Consider the following 26,612-nt stretch of genomic DNA (forward strand, 5'->3'; position numbering starts at 1 on the left):
ATCGGAGTCATGGACGCCGTAGCGATCCCCGAGCAGCGGGGCACGCTGCTGCTGGACAGCGCGCTGCGGTACGCGCAGGAGCGGCGCTGGGACGTGTTTCCCGGCACCTGGCTGGAGTCGGCGGGCGGCGGTGAGTGGTGCTCGTGCGGGCTGCCGGCCTGCGCCGCGCCGGGGGCGCACGCGGCGGGCCCCGACTGGGCCGCGCTGGCCACGGGCAGCGCGGTCTCCGTGCGCGCGATGTGGACGGAGCGCCCGCGCGCCTCGGTCCTGCTGCCCACGGGGCGCTCCTTCGACGTGCTGGAGGTGCCGGAGACCGCCGGGTTCCTCGCGCTGGCCAGGATGGAGCGGCTGAAGCTGACGCTCGGTCCCGTGACCCGCACGCCGGGGCGCCGGATGCAGTTCTTCGTGCTGCCGGGCGCGGCGGGCGAGATGGAGCGGCTGGTGCGGCAGCTGGGCTGGACACCGTCGGCGATGGACCTCGTCGTGCGCGGTGAGGGGCAGTACGTGGCGGCGCCGCCGACCCGCGTGGGCCGTGGCGCGGTGCAGTGGGCCCGCAGGCCGACGCCCGCCGACCGCTGGCTGCCGGACGTCGCCGAGCTGATCGCCCCGCTGGCCTACGCGTGCGGGCAGGAGGGCTCCACGGAACGGGCACGTCGTACATAGGGTGGTCCTTCAGTCGTCCCGTAGACAGACGGGACCATCCGTACGGACCGTCCGTACGGGCGACCGAAAGGCGGGCGTCGTGACGCGGGACCAGGAACGAGATCCGGCGGTGGCACCCACCGCGCCCACCGCATCCACCGCGCCCATCCCTCCCGCCGCTTCCGCCTCTCCCGCCGCGCCCGCCGTGCGCGTGGAGGGTCTGTGGAAGCGGTTCGGCGACCAGGTCGCCGTCGCCGGGATCGATCTCGACCTGCCCGCGGGCCAGTTCGTCGGGCTGGTCGGTCCGAACGGCGCGGGCAAGACCACCACCCTCTCGATGGTGACCGGGCTGCTCCGGCCCGACCAGGGCCGTATCCAGGTGGCGGGGCACGACGTGTGGAGCGATCCCGTCGAGGTCAAGGGGCGCATAGGGGTGCTCCCGGAGGGGCTGCGGCTGTTCGAGCGGCTCTCGGGGCGGGAGCTCCTCGGCTACACCGGGCGGCTGCGGGGGCTGCCCGGTGCGGAGGTCGACAAGCGGGCCACTCAGCTCCTGGACGTACTGGACCTGGCGGGGGCGCAGCACAAACTCGTCGTCGACTACTCGACCGGTATGCGGAAGAAGATCGGGCTGGCGGCGGCGCTGCTGCACAACCCCGAAGTCCTCTTCCTGGACGAGCCGTTCGAGGGCGTCGACCCGGTCTCGGCGCAGACGATCAGGGGCGTCCTGGAGCGGTACACGGGCTCGGGCGCGACCGTGGTCTTCTCCAGTCATGTCATGGAGCTGGTGGAGTCGCTGTGCGACTGGGTCGCCGTCATGGCGGGGGGCCGGATCAGGGCCCGGGGGACGCTGGCCGAGGTACGGGGTGACGCGCCGTCCCTCCAGAGCGCCTTCCTGGAGCTGGTGGGCGCGCGGGGGCGCGACTCCGGGGAGCGTCTGGACTGGCTGGGCGGCGCGCGATGAGCGCCACGAGCGCCCCGGTCCTGCCCGCCGCTCCGGCGGCCGGCGCGGGCGGCCCCTCGCTGACGTCCGTCCTGGTACGGCTGAAGCTGTCCCTGCTGCGCAACGGGCTGCGGCAGTCCGGGGGCCGCACGGCCGCCTATGTGACCAGTGCGGTGTTCGCGCTGCTTTTCGCTGCGGGGCTGTTCCTCGGTCTGGTGCTGCTGCGCGGAAACGATCACGCGGGCACGGTGGTCGTGCTGGCGACCGCCGTACTGGCCCTGGGCTGGGCGGTGATGCCGCTGTTCTTCCCGAGCGGTGACGAGACGCTCGACCCGACCCGGCTGGTGATGCTGCCGCTGCGCCCGCGCCCCCTGATCGGCGCGCTGCTGGTGTCCTCGCTGGTCGGGGTCGGCCCGCTGTTCACGCTCTGTCTGGTGGCCGGTTCGGCGGTGGCGACCGCGCAGGGGGCGGCGGCGGTCGCGGTCTCGGTCGTCGCCGTACCGCTGACGCTGCTGGTGTGCGTGGCACTCGCGCGGGCCGTCGCGACCGCCAACGTCCGGCTGCTGACCTCGCGCAAGGGCCGGGATCTGGCCGTACTGAGCGGTCTGGTGGTCGCGGTGGGCTTCCAGGTCGTCAACTTCGGTGCCCAGCGCCTCAGCGAGGCGGGCGGTCTCCCGGCGCTCGACCCGGCGGCGGCGGTCGTACGGTGGCTGCCGCCCGCGTCCGCGTTCGGCGCGGTCAGCTCGGTGGGCGAGGGCGCGTACGGCCGGGCGGCGGCGCAACTGCTGCTGTCGGTGGGCGCGTTGGCCGGGCTGCTGTACTGGTGGCAGCGCTCGCTGGTGAAGCTGATGACGGCTCCGGACAGCTCCACCATCGCGGCGTCCGGGCCGGCCCGTCAGGAGTCGTCGGCGGGTACGGGGCTGGCGCGGCTGCTGCCCGACGGGCGTACGGGCGCGGCGATGTGGCGCACCCTGCGGTACGTGTGGCGCGACCCGAAGACGAAGGCGGCGTGGGTGACTTCGCTGGCCATCGGGTTGATCGTGCCGTTGTTCAACGCGCTTCAGGGCGCGGGGACGATCTACTTCGCGTGCTTCGCGGCGGGCATGCTCGGTATCCAGATGTACAACCAGTTCGGCCAGGACACCTCGGCCTTCTGGATGGTGGCCCTGACGATCTCCTCGACGCGGGACGCCTATCTGGAGCTGCGCGCCCGCGCGCTGGCGATGCTGTTGATCACACTGCCGTACTCGGCGCTGGTCACCGTGGCCACGGCGGCGCTGCTGGGTGACTGGCGGGCGCTGCCGGAGGCGCTCGGGCTCTCCTTCGCGCTGCTGGGGGCGATGCTGGCGACGGGCGCGGTGTCCTCGGCCCGCTTCCCGTACTCGATCCCGCAGGACAGCGGGTACAAGAACGTCGCTCCCGGGCAGGCGGGACTCGCCTGGATCTCCATCTTCGGCGGCATGCTGGGCGGTGCGCTGATCTGTGCTCCGGTGGTCGCGCTGACCGTGTGGATCCACGCCTCGGACGCGGAGCACTGGTCCTGGCTGCTGCTGCCGCTCGGCGCGGTCTACGGAGCGCTGGCGGCGGCGGGCGGTCTGCGGCTGGCGGCGCCCCAGACGGCCGCGCGGCTGCCGGAGATCCTCACGGCGGTGAGCAAGGGCTAGGGTCTTCCGCCCGGCCGCCGCCCCGCCCCGCCCGGCCGCCGCCCCGCCCCGCCCGGTCTCCTCGGGCAGCTGCCGCCCGCCGACGCCCCGTCGACCGCTCAGGAGCGCGCGACCTCGTCGAGGAACGGCTCTATCGCCGCCCGCCAGGCGTCCGGCCGGTCGTAGTGGGCGAGGTGGCCCGCGTCCGTCACCTCCGCGTACTCACCTCTGGGCAGGACCCTGACCATCTCCTGGGCCTCCGCGCGCCCCAGCTCGCCGTCGAGGCCGCGGACCACCAGGGTCGGGCACCGCACCTGCGCCAGCTCGTCCCAGTGCGCCTCGTGGGCCCAGGTCTCCCGGACGGTGAGCATCTGGCCGCGCGAGAAGACCGGGCGCCAGCCGTCCGCGCGCTCGGCCATGACCTCGACGAAGTACTCGCCGCGCGCGGGGGTGGGGCGCTCCACCCAGGGGTCGTCCTCGCCGAACCACTTCCGTACGTCCGCGAGCGTCGCGAACGGAACGGGCCAGGCGCGGAACCACTCGCTCCACTCCCGCTGGGACGCGGCTCCCGGCGCGGACGCCCGCATGTCGCTGATGATCAGGGCCCGGACCAGGTCGGGTCGCTTGGCGGCGAGCTGCCAGGCAGTGAGGGCGCCCATGGAGTGGCCGATGAGCGTCACGGGCGCCAGCCCGAGCTGCTCGATCGCGGCCTCCGCGTCCGCCACGTACGCCTCGCGGGTGTACGGGCCCCCCTCGGGCTTGTCGCTGCGGCCGTGGCCCCGCTGGTCGAGCGCGACCGCGCGGTGCCGGCCGCAGAGCCAGCGGGCGGTGGGGGCCCAGTGCGAGGCGCGGCCCATCAGACCGTGCAGCAGAAGCACCCCGTCCCGCCCGGCAGCCGCGCCCCGGGCGGTCTCCGCGCTCCCCCCGCCCTCCTCGCACCGCTTGTCCGCGCACCGCTCGGACGGGTCCGTGAACTCCCAGGCAGCGAGCCGTACGCCGTCCGCTCCGGTTACATCGACGCGCTGCACCATGTGCACCGGCGCCCCCTTCGGTCCTGAGTGGTCGGAACCGCACCCCGAACGGGTTCCGGTTCCGCTACGTCCAGCCACGGGCAGCATATCGAACTACCATTCGAAAATGGCTTTATCGCCTCGCACACCGCTCGTTCGAGTGACCCAGCGCCAGGATTGCCGGATGCCTCGCAGGGGAGACCTTCTCGGGGAGGCGGGCCGCTCGGGGATGACGGTCCGAGGGGACGACCCCGGGAGCTCGGGGCTCCGGGTCGTCGCGGGGAGGACGGGCTCCGGTGCCGGGAGGCGCCGGAGCCGACCCGGGACCACCGCGGGTACGGCGCGTGCGGGCGACGGGGGCCCGCCGACGAAGGGCGGGAAGGGCGGGAAGCGCGGGAAGGGCGAGGAAGCCGGAAAGCCCACCGGGCGCCGCAGCCGAAGCCGCCACCACAGGGCCGCGCCCTCCGGACGGCGACCGCGCCGGCCGCCCCCGGCCCCTGCCGAGGCCCCGCCCCTATCCCGAGGCCGCCGGAGACCCGGGCGTCAGCGCTTGGCCACGAAGACGTGCGACGCCACCTCGGACACCAGCTCCGCGGCCTCGCCGCTGCTCCCCACCAGCACCCCGCCGGCCGACTCCGTCACACTCACCACGGAGCCGGGCTGCACACCCGCGCGCCGCAGCGTGTACATCAGCTGGGCGTCGGTCTGGATCGGCTCGCCGATCCGCCGCACCACCACCGTCTTGCCCTCGGCGCCCGGGTCCAGCTCGGCCAGGCTCACCATGCCCGCGTCGAGGAACGGGTCGGCCCCGGTCTCCTCGCCCAGCTCCTCAAGGCCGGGGATCGGGTTGCCGTACGGCGACTCCGTCGGGTGGCGCAGCAGCTCCAGCACCCGGCGCTCCACCGCCTCGCTCATCACATGCTCCCAGCGGCACGCCTCGGCGTGGACCTGCTCCCACTCCAGGCCGATGACATCGACCAGCAGGCATTCGGCGAGCCGGTGCTTGCGCATGACGCGCGTCGCCAGCCGCCGCCCTTCCTCCGTCAGCTCCAGATGCCGGTCGCCCGCGACCTGCACCAGTCCGTCCCGCTCCATGCGGGCCACGGTCTGGCTGACCGTCGGGCCGCTCTGATCGAGCCGCTCCGCGATCCGGGCGCGCATCGGAACCACACCTTCCTCTTCGAGTTCGAGGATGGTGCGGAGGTACATCTCCGTGGTGTCGATCAGTCCGGACATATGTGCCCCTCGATAAATCGTGCGCTGGCCCTGAACCAATTCTGACGCATACCACCGACAACCGTGCCGGGCCGGGAGATGCCGAGGTCGTCACGGCCGACGGAAGCGTCGCGTAGCCGTATTGACAGAGTAATGGTCCAGACCTCAACGTGATCCGCGGCACAGGCATTCCCCACCCTGGAAGGGCCTCCTCACATGAGCGAGAGCAAGCTGGCCGGTCAGTTCTTCGACGCCGCGATCGAACTGCTCCAGCGGGTACGGGACGATCAGTCCGCGAACATCGCCGCCGCCGGTCGGGCGATCGCCGACACCGTCGCCGCCGGGGGCCGCCTCTTCGCCTTCGGCGCCGGGCACTCCTCGCTCGCCGCCCAGGACGTCGTCTACCGCGCGGGCGGCTTCGCCGTCATGAACCTGCTGGTCGTGCCCGGCGTGGTGGGCGTCGACGTCAGGCCGGCCACGCTGGGCTCCGCGCTGGAGCGGGTGGACGGGCTGGCCGGCGCCGTGCTCGACTCCTCACCGGCCGAGGCCGGTGACGTCCTGGTGATCATCTCGCTCTCGGGACGCAACACGCTCCCCGTCGAGATGGCGGTCGGCGCGCGGGCGCTGGGGATGAAGGTCATCGGGGTGACCTCCGTCGCGTACGCGGAGCGGACCACCTCCCGCAACCACTCCGGGACCTTCCTCAAGGACCACTGCGATATCGTCCTCGACAGCGGAATCGCCGTGGGCGACGCGGAGTTGACCACCGCCGGCGTCGAGGCGCCGTTCGCCCCCGCGTCCACCGTGGTCACCAGCGCGCTGATGCAGGCGATGATGGCGACGGCCGCGGGCGAACTCGCCGAACGCGGTATCGAGCCTCCATTGCTGCGGTCGGGCAATGTCGACGGCGGTCGCGAATGGAACAGGCGCGTGATGAACGAGTACCGCGACCGGATTTTCCACCAGCACTGAGCCCGCCCGCCGACCGGCCACCGGCCGTCGGCGCGGCGTCCGCGAACCGCGCGGATTCCCCGGCGCCATCACCGCCGGGCCGCCTCCGTCGTCACCAAAGCAACGGAAGTCACCAGCGGGACGACGGAAACCCACACCACTCCCATACACGGCCGGGGCCTGCGGGAACAACTCCCGCGGGCCTCGAACGTCTGCACGCCCCCAGTGCGGTACTTTGCGTCACCAAAGGGCCACGTGGCGAAATTTTGATCTTTCACCTGAAGGTAATGTTCGGGTAAAGTGCCGGAAGCTGCGGTGCTGCATCATCGGAGCTACCGAACGACCCGGAAAACGGAAAGGGCGACCAGTGAGACCCGTGGCGCACCGCGAGTTCACCGGCAGACGCGGCACCACCGCACTCTGACCCGGATCTCCCGGACGACGCCCAGCGGACCTTCCGCGACCGCCGTGACCCGGCAGCGCGCGATGCCCGTTCGGCTCCGCCTTCTCGGCTGTTTCTCCCTTTCCCGCTTTTCCCGCATCTCCGTTACACCCCCCACTGACCCGACCACACCGCGTCCCGGCGAAACCGGGAGTGCAGGAGGCAGGCCATCATGAAGTCCTCTCTCATCGACAACGCCCGTTCCTTCCCCATACAGGTGGCGGAACGCCCCGAGGAATTCCGCGAACTCGCGGCGGGACAGACCCCCGAGGTTCTGTTCATCACCTGCTCCGACTCACGCGTCATTCCGTCCCTCATCACCGGCGCCCGCCCCGGCGAGCTGTTCGAGCTGCGGACGGCGGGCAATATCGTCCCCCGCTACGACGAACGGCGCCCCAGCGGCGAGGCCGCCACCATCGAGTACGCCCTGCGCGTGCTCCAAGTCCGTGACCTGGTCGTGTGCGGCCATTCTCACTGCGGCGCCGTGGGCGCCCTGGTGCGCGGCGAGGACCTGTCCGGCGTACCCGCCGTGCGCGGCTGGCTGGACGACTGCGACCCGTCCCTGCCGGCGGGCGACGACCTCGCCCACGCGGTGCGCCACCACGCGGCGTCGCAGCTCGACACGTTGCGCGGCTACCCGGCCGTACGGGAGCGCCTCGCCGAGGGGCGGCTCACCATGCACGCCTGGTACTACGAGGTGGACACCGGCGCCGTCAGCGTCCACCGGCCCGAGCTGGGAGGCGAGTTCAGACCGCTGTGAGACCACCTCATCAGCGCCTGATCCCCGTCTCTCCCGTCCGTGTCCACGGACCACACAGCTAGGACGGCCTCCGTCATGCTCTCTCTCCTGAAGGACCGCACGGTCCTTCGGCGCGACTTCCTCGCGTCCCTCGTCGTCTTCCTCGTCGCCCTGCCCCTCTGTGTCGGGGTGGCCGTCGCCTCCGGAGTCCCGGCCGAACTCGGTCTGGTCACCGGGATCGTGGGCGGGCTCGTCGTCGGCTGCCTCCCCGGCAGCTCCCTCCAGGTCAGTGGTCCGGCCGCCGGGCTGACCGTTCTCGTATACGAAGCGGTCAAGGAGTTCGGACTCTCCACCCTCGGCGCCATCGTCCTCGTCTCCGGACTGTTGCAACTCGCCCTCGGCGCCTTCGGTTTCGGCCGCTGGTTCCGGGCCATCTCGGTCGCCGTCGTACAGGGCATGCTGGCGGGCATCGGCCTGGTGCTCGTCCTCGGCCAGGTGTACGCGATGGCCGACACCGCGCAGCCGTCCGGCGGGCTCGGCAAGGTCGCCGGGCTGGTCGAACTGCTCGTCGGCATCGTCACGGACAGCGCGGCCGGGACCGCGTTCCTCATCGGCGCCGGCACCATCGCCGTGCTGGTGCTCTGGCCCCGGCTCCCGGCCCGGTTCCGGGTGGTGCCGGGACCGCTGGCCGCCGTGGGACTCGCCACCGGCGTCGTGTTCCTGCTGGATCTGCCGGTCGCCAAGGTGGAGGTGCGGGGGCTGCTGGAGTCGATCAGCCCGCCGGGCCTGAGCGCCTTCGGGCAGCTGGGCGGGGTCGCGGTGATCGGCACCGTCCTCGCCTTCACCCTGATCGCCTCGGCGGAGAGCCTGTTCAGCGCCGCCGCCATCGACCGTATGCACGACGGCCCCCGCACCGACTACAACAAGGAGCTGATGGCCCAGGGCGTCGGAAACACCATCTGCGGGGCGCTCGGCGCGCTGCCGATGACCGCGGTCATCGTCCGCAGCGCCGCCAACGTCCAAGCGGGCGCTCGGACTTCGCTCTCCCGCGTCCTGCACGGGCTGTGGCTGCTGCTGTTCGCCGCGCTGCTGCCCGCCGCGATCGGCGTCATCCCGCTCGCCGCCCTCGCGGGCATCCTGGTGCACGCGGGCTGCAAGCTGATCCCGGTGAAGGAGTTGGCGCCGCTGTGGCGTGAACACCGGGGCGAGGCCGTGATCCTGGCGGTCACCGCGATCGCGATCCTGGTCACCAACCTGTTCGAGGGCGTGATCCTCGGGCTGCTGCTCGCGGTGGTCAAGACCGCGTGGGAGATCTCGCACCTCACCGTCGACGTCCGCGAACTCACCGGCGGACGCCTGGTGGTGACGATCACCGGGAACGCGACGTTCCTGCGGCTGCCCCGGACCATGGAGCAGCTGGAGGAGCTGCCGAAGGACCGCCCGATCGAGCTGGACCTGTCCGGTCTCCGCCATGTCGACCACGCGTGCCGCGTCGCCCTGGAGAACTGGGCGCTGCGTCACAACGACGGGGGTACGGAACCGGTCAGGATGAATCCGCCGGTGGCGGAGAGCGGCCGGAGCACGACCGCCTCCTGACCGACGGAAGCCAACGGGAACCGACGGAAACCAACAGACGTACGGACGGCTCGGCGCACACCGAGCCGTCCGTACGCGTCCGGGCCGCTCTCAGTCCCGCCCGGTCCCGTCCCCAGGCAGCAGCGCGGCGAGATCGAGGCACGCCGCCACCCGGATCGTCACGTCCTCCGCGTACACCGCGTCGGGCCGCTCGAAGGGCGGCCGGCTCGCGCCTCTGAGGAAGGTCACCACCCCCAGCGACCTGCCCCGGCAGCGCAGCACCGTGCACAGCGCGTGCACCGCGTCCGGCGGCCACTGACGCGCGCTCGCCCACGCCGGGGCCGCCACGGGCGCGGCCCCGGGACCGTCCCCTGCCGGGGCGCTCGCGCGGACCGAGCCGGTGCGGTCCATGGCCTTGAGCGCCGGATGCGTGGCCGCGTACCGCACCGGTATGCCGCCCGTCTCCACCGCCGTGCTGGGCCCCGCCTCGCCGCCCGCCGGTGTCGCCAGCGTGCGGATCAGCCGTACCGGCGCGTCGGGTCCCGGCGCGCCCGCGACCAGGTCGACCAGCGCGTGGTCGGCGAAGCCCGCGAGCGCGAAGTCCAGATAGAGCGTCGCCGCCTCGGCCGGGTCCTCGCACTCGGCCGCCGCCCGGCCCGCCCGGTGCAGCTGGCCGGAGCGGAACCGCAGCCGGTCCGCGTCCTGCGCGGCGAGCTTCGCTTCGGTGATGTCCTGGAACATCCAGCCCACGCCCAGCGGCACGGGCTCCTCCGCCAGCGGGGACGCCAGCCGCAGGAACCCCGAGCGCCAGCAGCGCCGCCGCTCGCCGCCCGGCGTGCGGACCGTCACCCACAGCTCGGCGAGCGCGCTCGGCGCGCCTTCCGAGAGCACATGGTGGAGCGCCGCCTCCAACTCCTCGACGCCCTGGGCGAGCAGGTCGCCCAGCGGCCGGCCGAGTACGGAGGCCCGGCCGGGGCCGTCGGTGCGCTCCGCGCCGAACGAGCGCGCCGCGTGCCCGTTGACGACGGTCGGCCGCAGATCGACGTCGACCAGCACGACGCCCCAGGCCGCGTCCTCGAAGAGGGCCTCGCTCAGTGCGATGGAGCGCTCCAGGTCGATCTGGTCGTGGACCTCGCTGAAGGCGCTGTACACCCCGGCGGGCTTGCCTCCGGCGCCGCGCATGCCGCTGGACTGGGTCCTGATGAGCACCCGGCCGCCGTCCTTGCGCAGCAGCGCGAACTCGTCGACCTGGCGCCCGGGTGTGTCCATCGCGGACATCAGCCGCGTCCGTATCGCGTCCGCGTCGGCGGAGCGCGCGGCCCAGCCGGCGAAGCCGTGCCGTCCCACGGCCTCCTCGGCGCTCCAGCCGAGTATCCGCTCGGCCTCGCGGTTCCAGTGGGTGATGACCCCGCCCGCGTCGAACGCGCAGAGCGCCGCGTCCATGCCGTCGAGCAGCGCCGCGAGCAGGTCGGAGCCGGGGCCGTCCGGGCCCCCGTGCCCGTCGCCCGGGTCGTCGCCGGGGCCCGGCTTCCCGGGTATCGGCTCGTCCGGTCCAGGAGCGTTGGTGGTCTCGCTCCGAGAAGCACTCATGCTGGCACCCCCTGCGGGACGTCTTCGCCGGTACGGACGCACGACGGGCGGCCGGTGTCCGTACCATCATTCAACTCGAACGTGACCCAGCACACATAAGGTTCCCCGAAATCGGTGTGCTCAACAAAACTCGATAATTCGCTTGAGCCCCCCGCGGACCGCGCCTAACGTGGCACGCACACCGAAAGGAGGTGATCCGGCAGATGTATTCAGTCCGGACAAGTGAGGTGGCTGCGGGCTAACGGCTCGCCGTCGTACTCTCAAGCGGTACTCGGCCGGTCGAAGGCCGAAATCCCAGCAGTCACCCGACCCGCGGACCGCCGGTATGTCCGGCCGGCTCCCTCTCCGGAGGGACCATGGTCCGCGGGTCGTCTGCGTGCGGTCCGGCCGGTCCCGCCGGTCCGGTCATGGGCCGACGGGCCCCGCGGTCCCCACGGGCCCCGCGGTCTCCACGGCCCCCGCGGCCCTACGGGCAGAGCCGCTCCAACCGCCAGCCCGGCCGCCCGTGCGGGCCCTCGCCGCGCACGTACCGCAGCCGGTCGTGCAGCCGGTTCTCGTGGCCCTGCCAGAACTCGGCGGTGTCCGGGGTGACGCGGTAGCCGCCCCAGTGGGGCGGCACCGGGACCTGCTCGCCCTCCGGGTAGCGGGCTTCGAGGTCCTCGTAGCGGCGCAGCAGCGCCTCGCGCGATTCGACGGGGGTGGACTGGTCGCTGGCCCAGGCGCCGAGCTGGGAGCCGTGCGGGCGGGTCCTGAAGTACGCGGCGGTCTCGTCGCGGCCGGTCCTGACCGCCTTACCCGTCACGATGACCTGCCGGGCCAGCGGGTGCCAGGGAAAGAGCAGCGAGACATGGGGGTTGGCCGTCAGCTCGCGGCCCTTGCGGGAGGTGTAGTTCGTGAAGAAGACGAAGCCGCGCTCGTCGTACCGCTTGAGCAGCACGGTGCGTGAGGACGGCCGGCCCTCGGGGGTGGCCGTGGAGACGATCATCGCGTTCGGCTCCGGGAAGCCCTGGGCGACGGCGGAGGCGAACCAGCGGGCGAACTGCTCCATCGGAGTGATGGCGAGGTCGGCCTCCCGCAGCGGGACGGAGCGGTACTGCTCGCGCATGGCGGAGGGGTCGGGGGAAGCGGCGGGATCATCCGGGGTGACGTGAGGCACGGTGTCATCCTGCCGCAGGCCGGGTTTCCCTCGCACCGAGTGGTGCCGGTCCCCTTCGGCCGCGGCCCGTGGTGTGCCGGTCGGCACGCTCCCCGCGCGCCGGGGAAAGTGGCCGGAATCGTACGGGAATTGCTGGGGCGGGCCCTGTGCCCTCCGGACGGCAGCGGCTATCGTTCCCCCCTCCGCCCGAGCCCGCCGCAGTCGTCACGACACGAGGAGCCACCTGATGTCCGACTTCGTACCCGGCCTCGAAGGGGTCGTCGCCTTCGAGACGGAGATCGCCGAACCGGACAAGGCGGGCGGCTCGCTCCGCTACCGGGGCGTCGACATCGAGGACCTGGTCGGACAGGTCTCCTTCGGCCATGTGTGGGGGCTGCTGGTCGACGGGGCGTTCGACCCGGGGCTGCCGCCCGCCGAGCCGTTCCCGATCCCGGTGCACTCCGGGGACATCCGCGTCGACGTGCAGTCGGCGCTGGCGATGCTCGCGCCCGTGTGGGGGCTGCGGCCGCTGCTGGACATCGACGAGCGCACGGCCCGCGACAATCTGGCGCGGGCCGCCGTGATGGCGCTGTCGTACGTGGCGCAGTCGGCGCGGGGGCAGGGGCTGCCGATGGTGCCGCAGCGGGAGATCGACCGGGCGCACTCCGTCGTGGAGCGCTTCATGATCCGCTGGCGCGGCGAGCCCGACCCGCGCCATGTGAAGGCCGTGGACGCGTACTGGACGTCGGCCGCCGAGCACGGCATGAACGCGTCCACCTTCACCGCCCGCGTCATCGCCTCCACCGGCGCGGATGTGGCGGCGGCGCTCTCGGGCGCGGTGGGCGCGATGTCCGGGCCGCTGCACGGCGGGGCGCCCTCGCGCGTCCTCGGCATGATCGAGGAGATCGAGCGCACGGGCGACGCGACGGCGTACGTCAAGCGGGCGCTGGACAGGGGCGAGCGGCTGATGGGCTTCGGCCACCGCGTCTACCGGGCGGAGGACCCGCGCGCCCGGGTGCTGCGGCGTACGGCGCGGGAGCTGGCGGCGCCGCGCTACGAGGTGGCGGAGGCGCTGGAGAAGGCGGCGCTGGAGGAGCTGCACGCGCGCAGGCCGGACCGGGTCCTGGCGACGAACGTGGAGTTCTGGGCGGCGATCGTGCTGGACTTCGCCGAGGTCCCGGCCCATATGTTCACGTCGATGTTCACCTGTGCCCGTACGGCCGGCTGGTCGGCGCACATCCTGGAGCAGAAGCGGACGGGGCGTCTCGTGCGTCCGTCGGCCCGTTATGTGGGACCGGGGACACGTGACCCCCGCGAGATCCCCGGCTTCGACAAGATCGTCGGCTGAGCGGCCGACCGGGTGGGGCGGGGGCCTACGCCTTCCGGACGGCCCGCCGCTCGCGTCGCTCCCGCCGCGTCGTCTGCGTACGGACCGCGCCCATGCTGGCCGCGATGACCAGCGCGATCGCGAACGCGTCGGTGGCGGACAGCGCCTGGTGCAGTACGAGGAAGCCGGCGCCCGCCGCGATGGCGGGTTCCAGGCTCATCAGCACCGCGAAGGTGGGCGCGGGCAGCCGGCGCAGCGCGAGCAGTTCGAGGGTGTACGGGAGTACGGAGGACAGCAGCGCCACCGCGAGCCCCAGCCCGAGCGTGGCGGGCACCACGAGCTTCGGCCCCGACTCCACGATGCCGAACGGCAGCGCGAGCACCGCGCCCACCCCCATCGCCAGCGCCAGCCCGTCGGCCTGCGGGAAGCGCCGCCCGGTGCGCGCGCTGAACATGATGTACGCGGCCCACATGCCGCCGGCGGCGAGCGCGAACGCCGCGCCCACCGGGTCGAGCCGGCCGAATCCGCCCCCGCCGAGCAGCACCACGCCGCCGAGCGCGAGCACCGCCCACACGAGATTGACCAGCCGGCGGGAGACGATCACCGAGAGCGCCAGCGGCCCGAGGACCTCCAGGGTGACGGCCACGCCCAGCGGAATCCGGTCGACCGCCTGGTAGAAGAGGCAGTTCATGGCCGCCATGGCGGTGCCGAAGGCGACGACGGTGCCCCAGTCGGCGCGCGAGTGGCCGCGCAGCCGGGGCCGGCAGAAGGCGAGCATGACCACGGCGGCGAGCGCGAGCCGCAGCGAGACCACTCCGAGGGCCCCGGCACGCGGCATCAGCAGGACGGCGACGGCCGCCCCGAACTGCACGGACAGTCCTCCGGCGACGACGAGGGCGACCGGCCCGAGCGAGCGCCGGGCGGCGCCGTCCCCTTCGGAACCGCCGGGCCCGCCGGGCCCGCCCCGGGCCCCGGTGGCGCTGCCGCCCTCGGTGCCGCCCGCCGCCTCGGGCAGCGAGACAGCGGCGGCGGCTGCGGCGCTCGGCTCTTCCACCGTGGAACCCTCCAGTGCGTTCGGATACATCAGTGCGTTCGGAGACATCGGGTACATCAGGTACATCGGATACATCGGGCACATCGGGTACACCGCATACGAGCGGGTCAGTACATCAATCCGTACTAGTAGTTCAACATACTGCACCACGGGAGCGGGCTCCCCCACGGACGGTACGGCCCCCGCACCGCACCTGGGAATTACCTATCGTGGTGCGGTTATGCTCCGGACGTATGAGCATCGAGCTGCGTCACCTCCGCTGCTTCCTCGCCATCGCCGAGGAATCCAGCGTCACCGGCGCGGCGGCCCGGCTCCACCTCACCCAGCCGACCGTCTCGCGCACCCTCGCCGGGCTGGAGAAACACCTCGGCGTCCGACTGGCGGACCGCTCCACCCACCACCTCGCGCTGACCTCCGAGGGCCGCGCCTTCCGGGACCGGGCGGCGGCGGCGGTCGCCGCGTTCGACGCGGCCCTCGACACGAACGCGCCGCGCCGCCGCCCGCTCCGGCTCGGGCACGCGTGGTCGGCCTTCGGCCCGTACACCACGCCGCTGCTGCGCCGCTGGCAGCGCGAGCACCCCGAAACCCCGCTGGAGCTGCTCAGGGTCGACGACCGCACGGCGGGACTCGGCCGGGGCGAGGTCGACGCGGCGCTGCTGCGCGGCCCGGTGGACACGCCGGGGCTGGTCGCGGTGGAGCTGCTGGCGGAGGCCCGCGTCGCGGCGATCCCGGCCGACGACCCGCTGGCCGCGCGCGACACACTGACCCTCGCGGACCTGGTGTCCCGGCCGGTCATGGTCAACACGGTCTCCGGCACCACCACCCGCGCCCTGTGGCCCCCGGACGCGGGGCCGCTCACCACCCGTACCGTCGCCAACACCGACGACTGGCTCACCGCCATCGCCGCCGGTCGGGGCGTGGGCGTCACCGGCACCTCCACGGCCGCCGTGCACCCGCACCCCGGCATCGCCTACCGCCCGCTCACCGACGCCCCGCCGCTCCCCGTCCGCCTGGCCTGGCGCCGCGAGACCACCCACCCGGCGCTGCCCCATCTGATCGCTCTGGCACGGGAGTTGGCCTCGGGCTCCTGAACCGGTCGCGGGGCTCCGGGAGCGCCGCCCGCAGGGCCGCCACCGGGAGCGAGGCGGCCGACGGGTGCCGCGCGGCACCAACCGCGCTCGTCAGCGGCCGAGTTGGGCAGCCGGGCGGCCGGGTGAAAGAGTGTGCCGTCGATCGACGACGGGCCCTGGCGGGCCGGGGCTGACGAGGTGGGGCAGGCAGATGAGTGCGCCGGACGGCCGGAGCGGAACGCGGGAACAGCCGGGCGGGTATCTGACGGACGACACCGTCCAACTCCGCCCGCCCGAGCGGCGGTACGGGGAGGCCGCACCGCACCGCGCACCCCGCCCGATCACCACACCTCCCCTCTCGGCCCCGGACGCGGCGCTCCTCCCCGGACCGAAGCCGCAGCAGGTGCCGCAGCAGGTGCCGCAGCCGAGGCAGCCACAAGCGCAGCAACAGGCACAGCAACCGAAGAAGCAGGCACAGCAGGGGCAGCAACAGGCGCAGCAGAAGGCACAGCAGGCGAAGCAGCAGCAGGCGAAGCCGGCGGGCGGGGCGGGCGGCACGGCGAGCCTCGCCAAGTCGAGCGCCCTGATGGCGGCGGGCACCATCGTCTCGCGCGTCACCGGCTTCCTGCGCACCCTGGTGATGGCGGCGGCGATCGGCGTCGGCACGCTCAACGACTCGTACCAGGTGGCCAATGTCCTGCCCACCATGATCTACGTGCTGGTCGGCGGCGGCGCGCTGAACGCGGTGTTCGTGCCCCAGCTCGTCCGCGCCATGAAGCGGGACGACGACGGCGGCGAGGCGTACGCCAACCGGCTGCTCACCCTGGTCGTGGTCGGCCTCGCGGGCGTCACCGCGCTCTGTGTGCTGGCGGCGCCGCTCCTCGTGCAGATGATGTCCCCGGACATCGCCTCGGACCCCCGGCGCATGGCCGTGACCGTCGCCTTCGCCCAGTACTGCCTGCCCACCCTCTTCTTCATGGGCGCGCATGTCGTCCTCGGCCAGATCCTCAACGCCCGGGGCCGGTTCGGCGCCATGATGTGGACGCCGGTCCTCAACAACATCGTGATCATCGCCGCGTTCGGCGGCTTCATCCACGCGTTCGGCGGCTTCACCGGCTCCGGCGTCACTCCCTCGAACATCACCCCGGAGGGCGTACGGCTGCTCGGTGTCGGCACCCTCCTCGGCCTCGCCGTGCAGGCGCTGGCCATGCTGCCGTACCTGCGCGGCGCCGGATTCCGGCTGCGCCCCCGCTTCGACTTCCGGGGCCACGGCCTCGGCAAGGCCATGGGGCTGGCCAAGTGGTCGCTCCTGTTCGTGCTGGTCAACCAGGTCGGCATGGTCGTCGTCACCCAGCTCGCCACCAAGGCGGGCTCCGCCGCCGAACGGGCCGGGTTCACCGGCTCCGGCATCACCGCGTACAACTACGCGCTGCTGCTGTGGCAGATGCCGCAGGCCATCATCACGGTGTCGGTGATGACCGCCGTGCTCCCCCGGATCTCCCGCGCGGCCCAGGACAACGACATGGCCGCCGTCCGCGCCGACCTCTCCTACGGGCTGCGGACCTCGGCCGTCGCCATCGTGCCCTGCGCCTTCGCGTTCCTGGTGCTCGGCATGCCCATGGCCACCCTGCTGTACGCGGGTTCGGGCGCCGAGGGCGCCAGGGGCATCGGATACGTGCTGATGGCCTTCGGCCTGGGGCTCATCCCGTACTCGGTGCAGTACGTCGTGCTGCGCGGCTTCTACGCGTACGAGGACACCCGCACCCCCTTCTACAACACCGTCGTCGTCGCCCTGGTGAACGCGACCGCCTCCGGGCTGTGCTTCGCGCTCCTCCCCGCGCGCTGGGCCGTCGCCGGCATGGGCGCCTCCTACGGTCTGGCCTTCGCGGTGGGTGTCGGCATCGCCTGGCGCCGGCTGCGCAAGCGGCTCGGCGGCGAGCTGGACGGCGCGCGCGTGCTGCGCACCTACGTCCGGCTGATCGTCGCCGCCACCCCGGCGGCGGCGGCCGGCGGCGGCGCGGCGTACGGGCTGACCCGCCTCCTGGGCTCCGGCGCGCTCGGCTCGCTGGCGGCCCTGCTGGTCGGCGGGACCGTCCTGCTCCTCTCCTTCCTCACCATCGCCCGCTTCCTGCGGCTGCCGGAGCTCAACGCGCTGCTGGGCATGGTCCGGGGGCGCGTGGGCCGCTGAGGCGGAGCCACCCGGGCGGCGGCGGGGCACCAGGAAGAACCAGGAAGAAGAGGACGGCAACCTTCCGGTCCCCGGCGGCGACAGGGGTGTGGACCGCCGGTCGGCCACGACCTCCTCGTACCGACCGGCGCTGCCCCCACCGCTCCCGAGGAAAGGCAGAGCCGGCATGTTCGCCCGCTTGCTCCGTACGACCCTGATATCGCTCGCCGTCGGCGCCCTCCCGGTCGTCGGTCTCACCGCTCCCGCGCACGCGGCGGCGACTCCCGCTCCAGCGAGGGGAGTTGCCGCCGCAGCCGAGCCGTGGAACCCGCCGGCCGCGCTGGCGCAGCCCCTGGACCAGGTGTGGCGGCACGTCGAGTCCACCTATCCCGACCTGTACGGCTTCAAGAACTACGGCTGGGACCAGCTGATGGCCAACAAGGGCCGCATCGGCTACTGCGTCCGCTGGGAATCCGACCAGCCGGTCACCGCGCAGCTGCGCGACGAGATCCACACCGCCCTCAAGCGCCAGTCGAAGAAGTGGATCGACAGCGTCGCGGGCTTCGACGGCTTCCCGTACGCGGAGGTCCCGGTGGACATCGTCGGCTGGGCCGTCAAGAACCGCTCCACGCTCCAGTGGACGGACAACTCGGTCGACATCTACACCAACGTGCTCGACGGCGGCGGCGCGCCCCAGTGCGCGCCCGACTGCGGGCGCTTCTTCCACCAGAACGGCGACTACTCGAAGTGCCCCGGAGGCGCCGCCCGCCACTACGACCAGTCGCTGTGGCTGACGAAGGGCTTCCAGGGCGGTGCCGGTGGTGACTGGGGGCAGCGCATCGGCAGCGAGTACCTGGTCGGGGCGCGTGGCCAGGAGGACATCCACATCCTTGAGCACGAGATGGGCCACACCTACGGGCTCGACGACTTCTACGACTGGACCCCGACCGGTGTCGGCGGTTTCCTCATGCAGGCGGGCAGCGCGACCCGTATCACCGAGTTCGACAAGTGGATGTACCGCGACTTCTGGCGCCACCTGAAGAGTCGCTACGGCCTCTGAGCGACGCGCCACCACCGCCCTTTCCCCCTCGGGGGCCGAGGCCGTGCGGCCGGACCGTCACGGCCGGCAGCGCACGCCTCCCCCCAGCCACGCCCCATCGGACGCCACCCACTTCGCTCTCGCGGAGGGTGCTCAGTCGAGACAGAACTCGTGACCCTCGACGTCCTGCATGACGACGCAGGACTCATTCACTCCATCGGCAGGCATCACCCGCACGCACACCGCCCCGAGCGCGACCAGTCGTGCGCACTCGGCTTCGAGCGCGGCGAGGCGCTCCGCACCCACGAGCCCGGTGCCGGCCCGCACGTCGAGATGTACCCGGTTCTTGACGACCTTCCCCTCGGGAACGCGCTGGAAGAACAGGCGCGGACCCACACCGGAGGGATCGACACAGGCGAACGCCGAACCCTGCTGCGCAGGCGGCAGCGCGCGGTCGAACTCCTCCCACGAGGCGAACCCCTCCGGCGGCGGGGGTACGACGTACCCCAGCACCTCGCACCAGAAGCGGGCGACGCGCTCAGGTTCCGCACAGTCGAAGGTGACCTGGAACTGCTTGATCGATGACATCGGCGCACCATAGCAAGGCGCCTTCTGCCACTCATCCCCCTTTTCGGGACGGTCGGTTGCCGGTACGACCGCCCTTCCCCGCCGGGGCCGAGACGTCCGCTTCGGCGCCTGCGTGAAGATCAGCGCTCCGGCGAGCGCGCCCAGGCAGATCGCCGTCACGATGAAGTCCCAGACCGGCCCCTCGGCCCCGGGGCGCGTCATGCGGCCTCCAGGAGGGTGGGCTTGGTGAGGGTGAACCAGACGACCTTGTGACGGGGCACGCGTCCCCCGTGTCCCCCATGCACCACCGCGCGCCACGCCCACGCCAAGCTCGCCACGAGCAGCAACCCCCGCCCGCTCACCCCTTCTTCGGGGCCGCCCCCACCGGCAGCAGCACCGGGACCTGTACCTGTACCGGATACGGCGATGGGCAGGGACCAGGGTTCGTCGTCCGCCACGCAGACGGTGACCCGCTTGCGGTCCACGGTCACGTGCACGCGGATGAGCGGCGTCCCGGTGTGCCGATGCGCGTTGGTGACGACCTCGGTGACGCACAGCCGGGCGTCCGCGATCAGCGCGGTGTGCCGGTTGACGCCGAGCAGCGAACTCACGAAGTCACGCGCCACTTTCGGGGCGGCGGCGGTGTTGGGCAGTCCGAGCCGGTACGTGTCCGCGCGTGGCGGAGGCGGCGGTACGGGGTGTGCGGTGGCGTTGACGGTGGTCATGTCGTTCTCCCAACGCGAAGCGGTTCCGGACTGACGCGACGCTCGCCATGCGTGGCAATGGCCGTTCCCTGGCGCCCGGTCAGGGCGGCGGGGGCGGGCTGCACTTCGGGCTTACTGACGTGCGGCGCCTTGCTGCCACGAGGTTAGGGTAAATACATACACCGGTCCATATATGTAACCCGATCTAGTGACAGAGGGTGGACCAGTGACAGCGTTACGCGCAACACTGAGCGCAGACAGGGGAAGGTGACATGCCAGCACGAGACAACCCGACCGCCCGCCAGGTACGCCTCGGTACGGAACTGAAGAAGCTGCGACTCCGCTCGGGCAAGTTGGCCCGGCACGCGGCCGGTCTGTTCCAGACGGACCAGGCCAGGATCAGCAACATCGAGGCCGGCAAGATTGGCATCAGCGCGGAGCGCGTACGAAAACTGGCAGTCTTCTACGACTGCGATGACTCAGCGCTGATCGAAGCGTTGTGCGCAATCACGGAAGAACAACGCGGGCAGTTCTGGTGGGACGACTATCGAAAGGTTCTCGCTCCCGGCTTCCTGGACATCGCCGAGCTGGAGCACCACGCGGTACGCCTGCGCTATCTGCAACCAGTGACCTTCCCTGGCATCTTGCAGACGGAGGACTACGCGCGGGCGGTGTTCGAGAGCGTTGTACCGAAGCTGCCGTCGAACGAGGTCCAGTCCCGGATCGACAATCGCATGCAGCGGAAGGGAATCCTCGATCGCGAGACGCCTCCCGCAATTGAGGCCATCGTGCATGAGGCCGCACTCCGGATGCGGATCGGCGGCCGACAGGTTGCCCGAGCGCAGCTTGAGCACCTCATGGAGTCGTCGGAGCTGCCCGGCATAACTGTTCGAGTCATCCCCTTCGCCCACGAGGACTTCATCCACCTCACCCAAACCGTCCTTTACGCGGACGGCATCGTCCCCCAGTTGGATACCGTGCATCTTGACAACAGCTACGACGGACGCTTCCTTGACGCTGAAGCCGAGCTGGAGAAGTACCGAACGCTGATCGGCTTTGCCGAGCAGGCATCCCTGGAGCCTGCTGAGTCGCTCAGCTTCATCCACCACATCGCACGAGAACTGTGAGTCAGAGGCATGAGCACAGAAATCAACTGGCAGAAGTCGTCATTCTCCGAAGGAGGGGCACAGTGCGTTGAGGTCGCCGGGCACAGCGACAACATCCTGCTGCGCGAGAGCGACGACCCACACACCATCACGACCACAAACCGAACTAAGTTCGCCGCGTTCATCGCAAGCGTCAAAACGGGCGAGTTCGATCACCTCACCGACTGAATCCGACCGTCTGTGCACGCGAGGGCCCCTCACTCTGACAGTGAGGGGCCCTCGTCATATAACACCCAATAAATGCACCGGCACACACTTGCACTGCCGCTACCCGTGACGCTACGGTCACTACGCGTCGTCGTCCGGGCATGTTCCTCGGCAGGTTCCTGCCCTGACCGGCGCAACTCTCCCCGTTCTGCGGCCCATTGGGGAGAGCGAAGGGTTGCCCCCGGCGCCTGCCGCTCGTCATGCCGGCGCGCAGGCAGGGGGCAACCCTGTTCCCCCGCATCACGCGTCGAGGAGAGGGCACCACACCCATGGCAACCCAGACCGCAACAGATCCACCCGCGACGGAGGCCAGGGGCCCGTCCCGCACCGCGAACGTACCCACCCCCGCCCGCCCACCTGGACGCTTCCCGCCTGGGTGCCGCCCGCGCACCGCTTCGGGGAGCCGACCGTCGAGCTGCTGGTGCGCGTACGGCTCGGGCTGCGGCGGTGGGCCGCGTGAACGGGCTGACCGCGCGACAGCATCTGTCACTGCTCATCGCCACGTTCGGGATGAACGGCACCCTCGTCGTCCCCAAGGACGACCCGACCGGTAGCGGTGGCGCCTCGGCCTCCGGCTCCCCCGCCGCCGACTCCCCCGCCCGGAACCTCAGCTCTCGGGTCGCCGAGCGCAACAGACGCAGCAGCAGGGGCGGAATCTGACACGACGGGACGGGACGGCCCGGCCCGAGCACGACACGGCCCGGCCAGGCGCGGCCCGGCTCACGCGGGCCGCGAACGCCACGTCCGATTTCCGCCAGCGCACCGGGCGTACGGGCGCCAAGACTTGGTCCCGTGAACAGGACCACGTATCTACCGCTCCCCATCCCCGCCGCCGCCCTCAAGGAACTGCGCGTCACCGACGACTCCGGTCGGCCGGTCCGCCCGTACACCGCACGCGAGGACGGCGTCCCGCTCGCCTGCGTGGGCAGTCCGCTCCGCTGCTGCCTGCGGGGCATCGAGCCCGGTGAGCGGGTCGCGCTCGTCTCGTACGCACCGCTGAGGCGGTGGGCGGCGGGGGCCGGGGCGGAGCCGGGGGCGTACGACGAGTCGGGGCCGGTGTTCATCCACGCCGGGGATTGCGAGGGACCGTCGGCCGCCGCGCCCGGCTATCCGTTCGCGCGGCCGGGGGCGCTGCGTACCGTACGTCGGTACGACGCCGGGGGCCGCATCGTCGGAGGGCGGCTGTTCGAGATCCCCGAGGGCTCGCCCGAGGACGGTACGGCCGGCTTCGACCGGGTCATCGGCGCGGCGTTCGCGGAACCGGATGTGGCGCTGGTGCATGTGCGGGCCGTGGAGTACGGCTGCTTCCACTTCGAGGTGCGCCGTCCGGCTTCCGTCACCCCGTGAACGGCCCGCCGCCCGGCGGAAACCGGATGCCGGGCGGGCACATGGCCTGCCAGGCTGACCCGTCATGACTGCGACCACGAGTGCACGTACGAACGCCAACGCGAACGCGAACGCTTACGAACTGTTGCTCATCGGCGGTGGAGCCGGTGTCGGGAAGACGACCGTCGGGTGGGAGGTGTCCGCGCTGTTGCGGGAGGCGGGCACAGCGCACTGTCTGATCGAGGGCGATTTCATGGACCAGATCCATCCCGCCCCTGCCGCCGACCCCCACAGGTCGGCCATCACCGAACGGAACATCGCCTCCGTCTGGTCGAACTACGCGGCTCTCGGCCAGCGTCGGCTGATCTATACGAACACGGTGAGCGTCCTGGAGGAACGGATGGTCAGCCGGGCCATGGGCGGCGGCGCCGCCGTCCGGGCGACCCGTGTGCTGCTCACGGCCGAGGAAGCCACGGTGCGGCAGCGGCTCGTACAGCGGGAGATCGGGTCCCAGCTGTCGGCCCATATCGAGCGGAGCCTGTACAGGGCACGGCAGTTGGCGGAGACGGCTCCGGTCGGTACGGTGCGGATCGCGACGGACGGCCGGTCGGTCCGGGACATCGCCGCGCAGGTCCTCCAGGCCGCCGCTTGGCAGGGACCGGAGACGCGCACGCCGTAACACGTTCCTCCGCTGTGCCCGGCCGCGCCTCGCACGGTGCCAGTGCTGTGGCGGGGATGGTTCACCGTGCGTCGGGAGACGGCTCACAAGACGAGCGCGGTCCGCGAGGCGACTGCTATTACTGGTACATGCAGGAAGAAACCGCGCGGTCCGCGATCGACACGTTCATCTCCGCATTCAACGCCTCGGACGACAGCTATGTGACTGCTCTGCTCTCCCAGGCCCTCACCTCGGACGTGGTCTTCTGGGGACCGTTGGGCCGCAGTGAGGGGATCGAGGCGGTCGAGCGGTTCGTGCTGGACATCCGGCGCCACCCCGCGGGGACCGGCACGATGGTGCGCTGTTCGGCGGTGGACATGCCGGATGAGTGGGCCCGGTACCAGTGGGTCTTCACGACGCCGGATGAAGGCCCCCGCCTGGCGGGAACGGACGTCGTCCATCTGCGGCGGAGCCTCATCGACCAGGTCATCGTCTTCGCGGGGGAGATCGAGCCGTCCGCCTCCTGAGTCATCCTTCTCCGGCGGCCCCCCCTTCTGTCGTACCGAACTTGATGGGCCTTGTTTTCCCCGGGTCGGGTATGACGCCGAGGCCGGCGAGGCAGGCTCGGAGCCGGAGCCGGAGCCGGAGGCTGCGGACCTCTACGGCCACAGCGCTAGCGTGGGCCGCATGATCGTATGGCTCAACGGCACCCATGGCGCGGGCAAGACGACGACCAGTGCGCTCGTACAGCAACTCATCCCGGATTCACGGGTGTTCGACGCCGAGAAGGTCGGCGAGACACTCATGGACATCAAGCCGGCGCTGCCCTGGCCCGGGACGGACAACTTCCAGCACTGGCCGCCGTGGCGGCCTCTCGTTGTCGAGACCGCCCGTCGCGTACTCGACTACACAGGCGGCACTCTGGTGGTGCCCATGACGGTCCTGGTCGAGCAGTACTGGCGCGAGATCAGCACGGGTCTCGCCCAACACGCCATTCCCGTACGGCACTTCGTCCTCCACGCCGACCAGGACACCCTTCGCGCGCGCATCGCGGGGGACGCTGTTCTCGGCCCCGACTCGCCGTTCCGGCTGAAATACCTTGCGCCCTACGCCGAGGCGGCCCGCACGTGGCTGCACGAGGAGGCCGAGGTGGTCGACACCACGCACCTCACGCCCGACCAGGCCGCCCGGCGGATCGCGCGGGCCGTCAACCGCTGAGGTCCGCCCGCCCGCCGCGCCAGGGCGGGGCGGGCGGCGGCGGAGAACGACCGTCCGGTGTCAGGCGCTGCCGGGCGCTGCCAGGGGGTGCGGGCAGGCCCGAGGGGAAACGACGCCGGTCAGACGCCGATGTCGTCCGTCGCTTCCCCCGCGGGCCCGCTCGCTTCCGGGGCACTGTCCTCGGGGCCGACGGACCGGCCTGCCCACTCCTGGACCCGCCAGCCCTCGCCGGGTGCGCCGGTGAGGGTGACGATGCCGGTGTTGCGCAGCTCATGAGCCGACGCGAAGTCGATGTCGATGTTGTCCGCGCGGGCCGCTGCCCACATGCGGATGGCGGCGCCGTGGCTGACCAGGGCGACGGTCCGCGCTCCGGTGGCGGCGGCCTCCTCGACCACGGCGTCGAAACGGCTCAGGGCCTCCACACCGTTCTCGCCGCCCGGCATCCGGCGCCCGGTGTCTCCCGCCGACCAGGCGAAGGCGGTGGTCAGATACGTCTCGGCGGCTTCGGCGTCGCCCCGCATCTCCAGGTCACCGGCGGACAGCTCCCGGATGCCGTCCCGCACCCGGACCTCCAGCCCCGTCCGGGCGGCGAGCGGCGCGGCGGTGAGCTGGGTACGGAGCAAGGTCGACGCGAAGAGGGCGCCGATCTCCTCCTCCGCCAGCGCTTCCGGGAGGGCGGCGGCCTGCCGCGTCCCCAGCGGAGTCAGCGCTGGGCCCGGTTCGGCGGTGTCCAGCAGGTGCTTGAGGTTGGAGGGGGTCTGACCGTGGCGAATGAGCAGCAGGCGCATGGGAACGGGTTGTCTCCGGGGAGGCGGTCGGTGGACTTCCACTCTGGCACCCCTCACGTTCGTCCGTCCGCGCCGGTGGGCCGCGTGGCGATCCGGACGGAACGCGCCGGGCCCCGGCCCCCTCCCCCCGGCTACCGTCTGCGGGTGACTGAACTCGACACCCTGCCCGCCACCCGCGAGGCATACGACACCATCGCCCCCGTCTACGCGCGGATGTTCCACGACACCCTGCGGGACCGTCCCCTGGAGCGCGCCCTTCTGAGCGTCTTCGCCGAGCTGGTCCGGGCGAACGGGGAGGGAGACGGCGACGGCGACGGCGACGCCGACCGGGGTGTCGGCAGCGGCAGCGGTGAGGTCGCGGACCTCGGCTGCGGGCCGGGCCACATCACGCCGTATCTGCACGGGCTGGGGCTGCGCGCCTTCGGTGTCGACGCCTCGCCCGCGATGATCGGGCTCGCCCGGGAGGCCAACCCGGAACTGCGGTTCGAGGTCGGCTCGATGGCCGCGCTGGACATCGAGGACGGCGCGCTGGGCGGGGTGCTCTCGCGCTGGTCCGTCATCCACACCCTGCCGCAGGACGTGCCCGCCGTCCTGGCCGAGATCGCCCGCGTCCTGGCTCCCGGCGGACACCTGCTGATCTCCTTCCCCGCCACCGACGGCCCCCAGCACGAGACGCAGGCATACGACCACGCGGTGGTGACGGCGTACCGCTGGTCCCCTGACCGCCTCGCCGGGCTGCTGCGCGACCGAGGACTGGCGGAGGTGGCCCGTACGGTGATCGAACCGACCCCCACCGACCCGCGGCAGTTCCAGGAGGTTCAGCTGCTCGCCCGCAAGGCGTAGACCGAGGCGGCGCGTCGGCCGCCCGCCGCATGGTGGTCACTCGCGCCCCGAACCGAGCGCCAGCACCGAGCCGGCCAGCAGAGCGCCCAGGGTGAAGGCCAGCGCGGTCGGATTGACCCACTCAGGGACGGACCCGGCGTCGAAACCGCCGGAGTCCGTCGTCAGGCAGACGAAGCGGAGCGGTACGTACTCCACGGTGTAGTCGACGACATGTCCCGCCAGGGGCGACGACCGGCAGGGCGCCATGGGCGCGGAGTTCGTGCCGCCGTCCTCCGCTCCCGCGACCGCGCCCACGATGTGCAGCAGGCCCCAGGTGTACACGGCGACGGCGACGGCGCCCAGCAGGGCGGTGCCGCTCCCGAGCCACACCGTGGTGTCGGCGTTCCGGAGACCGACCCGGCCGAGTCGGCCGCAGCCGTACCCGGCGAGGGCGAAGAAGCCGATCAGACCGGCGGGAATGAGCAACAGAAGCAAGGACGGCATCTGATGAGCTGATCAGAACAGACGCTCGACGCGTGTGGCGGAAGCCATAGTTCCGGCAACAGCCGCGTCACAACTCGCCCCGGGCTCTCGACGAAGCCCGCCGGGATCACCGC

27 protein-coding genes are annotated in these 26,612 nt (G+C 72.0%); 18 read left to right on the plus strand and 9 right to left on the minus strand.

Annotated features, from left to right (window positions below; genetic code table 11):
- Positions 1-9 precede the first annotated feature (9 nt).
- The 3 genes from ACFY6S_RS15975 (at position 10) to ACFY6S_RS15985 (ending at position 3,246) form a co-directional block, all read left to right on the plus strand.
- The gene (locus ACFY6S_RS15975; RefSeq protein ID WP_388816621.1) at positions 10-663 is read left to right on the plus strand and encodes a bifunctional DNA primase/polymerase; all 654 of its coding nucleotides are present in this window, start codon (positions 10-12) and stop codon (positions 661-663) included.
- Positions 664-808: 145 nt separating this feature from the next.
- Positions 809-1,603 (plus strand): ABC transporter ATP-binding protein, encoded by a 795-nt coding sequence (locus ACFY6S_RS15980; RefSeq protein WP_388818002.1) that lies wholly within the window; start codon positions 809-811, stop codon positions 1,601-1,603.
- Positions 1,600-3,246, plus strand: a complete 1,647-nt coding sequence (locus tag ACFY6S_RS15985; protein WP_388816624.1) for a transporter — start codon at positions 1,600-1,602, stop codon at positions 3,244-3,246. Before ACFY6S_RS15980 ends, ACFY6S_RS15985 begins: the two co-directional genes overlap by 4 nt.
- Positions 3,247-3,344: 98 nt before the next feature.
- On the opposite strand, the gene ACFY6S_RS15990 is transcribed toward ACFY6S_RS15985, so the two are convergent.
- Together ACFY6S_RS15990 and ACFY6S_RS15995 are read right to left on the minus strand one after the other, a co-directional pair.
- Entirely contained in the window at positions 3,345-4,256 is a 912-nt protein-coding gene (locus tag ACFY6S_RS15990; RefSeq protein ID WP_388818005.1) for an alpha/beta fold hydrolase, read from the minus strand.
- Between the two features lie 522 nt (positions 4,257-4,778).
- A complete protein-coding gene (locus ACFY6S_RS15995) occupies positions 4,779-5,471 on the minus strand; it encodes a metal-dependent transcriptional regulator (RefSeq protein ID WP_388816627.1) in 693 nt (230 codons plus the stop codon).
- Between the two features lie 195 nt (positions 5,472-5,666).
- Here ACFY6S_RS15995 and ACFY6S_RS16000 point away from each other — a divergent pair, with 195 nt between their 5' ends.
- From ACFY6S_RS16000 to ACFY6S_RS16010, 3 genes are all read left to right on the plus strand, one after another.
- Complete coding sequence (locus ACFY6S_RS16000) at positions 5,667-6,422, plus strand: SIS domain-containing protein (RefSeq protein ID WP_388816629.1); 756 nt, start codon at positions 5,667-5,669, stop codon at positions 6,420-6,422.
- Between the two features lie 593 nt (positions 6,423-7,015).
- Complete coding sequence (locus ACFY6S_RS16005) at positions 7,016-7,603, plus strand: carbonic anhydrase (RefSeq protein WP_388816632.1); 588 nt, start codon at positions 7,016-7,018, stop codon at positions 7,601-7,603.
- 75 nt (positions 7,604-7,678) lie between these two features.
- A complete protein-coding gene (locus tag ACFY6S_RS16010) occupies positions 7,679-9,178 on the plus strand; it encodes a SulP family inorganic anion transporter (RefSeq protein ID WP_388816635.1) in 1,500 nt (499 codons plus the stop codon).
- 90 nt (positions 9,179-9,268) lie between these two features.
- Here the strand turns inward: ACFY6S_RS16010 and ACFY6S_RS16015 are convergent, their stop codons facing one another.
- Entirely contained in the window at positions 9,269-10,747 is a 1,479-nt protein-coding gene (locus ACFY6S_RS16015; RefSeq protein WP_388816638.1) for a PAS domain-containing protein, read from the minus strand.
- Positions 10,748-11,213: 466 nt separating this feature from the next.
- Complete coding sequence (pdxH, locus tag ACFY6S_RS16020; RefSeq protein ID WP_388818008.1) at positions 11,214-11,852, minus strand: pyridoxamine 5'-phosphate oxidase; 639 nt, start codon at positions 11,850-11,852, stop codon at positions 11,214-11,216.
- Positions 11,853-12,129: 277 nt separating this feature from the next.
- On the opposite strand from pdxH, the gene ACFY6S_RS16025 reads away from it, so the two are divergent.
- A complete protein-coding gene (locus ACFY6S_RS16025; RefSeq protein ID WP_388816641.1) occupies positions 12,130-13,230 on the plus strand; it encodes a citrate synthase 2 in 1,101 nt (366 codons plus the stop codon).
- 25 nt (positions 13,231-13,255) lie between these two features.
- Here the strand turns inward: ACFY6S_RS16025 and ACFY6S_RS16030 are convergent, their stop codons facing one another.
- A complete protein-coding gene (locus tag ACFY6S_RS16030; protein WP_388818011.1) occupies positions 13,256-14,293 on the minus strand; it encodes a DMT family transporter in 1,038 nt (345 codons plus the stop codon).
- 203 nt (positions 14,294-14,496) lie between these two features.
- On the opposite strand from ACFY6S_RS16030, the gene ACFY6S_RS16035 reads away from it, so the two are divergent.
- The 3 genes from ACFY6S_RS16035 to ACFY6S_RS16045 all read left to right on the plus strand — a co-directional run bounded on the left by ACFY6S_RS16035 (position 14,497) and on the right by ACFY6S_RS16045 (position 18,560).
- Complete coding sequence (locus ACFY6S_RS16035) at positions 14,497-15,354, plus strand: LysR family transcriptional regulator (protein ID WP_388816644.1); 858 nt, start codon at positions 14,497-14,499, stop codon at positions 15,352-15,354.
- Between the two features lie 190 nt (positions 15,355-15,544).
- The gene (gene murJ / locus ACFY6S_RS16040) at positions 15,545-17,521 is read left to right on the plus strand and encodes a murein biosynthesis integral membrane protein MurJ (RefSeq protein ID WP_388816647.1); all 1,977 of its coding nucleotides are present in this window, start codon (positions 15,545-15,547) and stop codon (positions 17,519-17,521) included.
- Positions 17,522-17,687: 166 nt separating this feature from the next.
- Positions 17,688-18,560, plus strand: a complete 873-nt coding sequence (locus ACFY6S_RS16045; protein ID WP_388816650.1) for a hypothetical protein — start codon at positions 17,688-17,690, stop codon at positions 18,558-18,560.
- Between the two features lie 132 nt (positions 18,561-18,692).
- Here ACFY6S_RS16045 and ACFY6S_RS16050 read toward each other — a convergent pair whose 3' ends face one another.
- Positions 18,693-19,127: a VOC family protein gene (locus tag ACFY6S_RS16050; RefSeq protein WP_388818014.1), complete on the minus strand. Its 435-nt coding sequence runs from the start codon at positions 19,125-19,127 to the stop codon at positions 18,693-18,695.
- A 197-nt stretch (positions 19,128-19,324) separates the two neighbouring features.
- The gene (locus ACFY6S_RS16055) at positions 19,325-19,831 is read right to left on the minus strand and encodes an ATP-binding protein (protein WP_388816653.1); all 507 of its coding nucleotides are present in this window, start codon (positions 19,829-19,831) and stop codon (positions 19,325-19,327) included.
- Positions 19,832-20,082: 251 nt separating this feature from the next.
- Here ACFY6S_RS16055 and ACFY6S_RS16060 point away from each other — a divergent pair, with 251 nt between their 5' ends.
- The 7 genes from ACFY6S_RS16060 (at position 20,083) to ACFY6S_RS16090 (ending at position 24,385) form a co-directional block, all read left to right on the plus strand.
- A complete protein-coding gene (locus ACFY6S_RS16060; RefSeq protein ID WP_388816655.1) occupies positions 20,083-20,937 on the plus strand; it encodes a helix-turn-helix domain-containing protein in 855 nt (284 codons plus the stop codon).
- 9 nt (positions 20,938-20,946) lie between these two features.
- Complete coding sequence (locus ACFY6S_RS16065) at positions 20,947-21,144, plus strand: DUF397 domain-containing protein (protein WP_388816658.1); 198 nt, start codon at positions 20,947-20,949, stop codon at positions 21,142-21,144.
- A 495-nt stretch (positions 21,145-21,639) separates the two neighbouring features.
- Entirely contained in the window at positions 21,640-21,843 is a 204-nt protein-coding gene (locus tag ACFY6S_RS16070) for a hypothetical protein (RefSeq protein ID WP_388816661.1), read from the plus strand.
- 132 nt (positions 21,844-21,975) lie between these two features.
- Positions 21,976-22,530, plus strand: coding sequence for a DUF1203 domain-containing protein (locus ACFY6S_RS16075; RefSeq protein WP_388816664.1), 555 nt, complete (start codon positions 21,976-21,978; stop codon positions 22,528-22,530).
- Between the two features lie 64 nt (positions 22,531-22,594).
- The gene (locus ACFY6S_RS16080) at positions 22,595-23,188 is read left to right on the plus strand and encodes an AAA family ATPase (RefSeq protein WP_388816667.1); all 594 of its coding nucleotides are present in this window, start codon (positions 22,595-22,597) and stop codon (positions 23,186-23,188) included.
- A gap of 128 nt (positions 23,189-23,316) precedes the next feature.
- The gene (locus ACFY6S_RS16085; RefSeq protein WP_388816670.1) at positions 23,317-23,694 is read left to right on the plus strand and encodes a nuclear transport factor 2 family protein; all 378 of its coding nucleotides are present in this window, start codon (positions 23,317-23,319) and stop codon (positions 23,692-23,694) included.
- Between the two features lie 160 nt (positions 23,695-23,854).
- The gene (locus tag ACFY6S_RS16090) at positions 23,855-24,385 is read left to right on the plus strand and encodes an AAA family ATPase (protein WP_388816673.1); all 531 of its coding nucleotides are present in this window, start codon (positions 23,855-23,857) and stop codon (positions 24,383-24,385) included.
- Positions 24,386-24,504: 119 nt separating this feature from the next.
- On the opposite strand, the gene ACFY6S_RS16095 is transcribed toward ACFY6S_RS16090, so the two are convergent.
- Positions 24,505-25,173 (minus strand): histidine phosphatase family protein, encoded by a 669-nt coding sequence (locus tag ACFY6S_RS16095; protein ID WP_388816676.1) that lies wholly within the window; start codon positions 25,171-25,173, stop codon positions 24,505-24,507.
- Positions 25,174-25,317: 144 nt separating this feature from the next.
- On the opposite strand from ACFY6S_RS16095, the gene ACFY6S_RS16100 reads away from it, so the two are divergent.
- A complete protein-coding gene (locus ACFY6S_RS16100) occupies positions 25,318-26,016 on the plus strand; it encodes a class I SAM-dependent methyltransferase (protein ID WP_388816680.1) in 699 nt (232 codons plus the stop codon).
- Positions 26,017-26,052: 36 nt separating this feature from the next.
- Here the strand turns inward: ACFY6S_RS16100 and ACFY6S_RS16105 are convergent, their stop codons facing one another.
- Positions 26,053-26,499, minus strand: a complete 447-nt coding sequence (locus tag ACFY6S_RS16105; protein WP_388816682.1) for a hypothetical protein — start codon at positions 26,497-26,499, stop codon at positions 26,053-26,055.
- Positions 26,500-26,612 lie beyond the last annotated feature (113 nt).

The sequence above is a fragment of the Streptomyces sp. NPDC012835 genome, assembly GCF_042900885.1.
Lineage (GTDB): Bacteria > Actinomycetota > Actinomycetes > Streptomycetales > Streptomycetaceae > Streptomyces.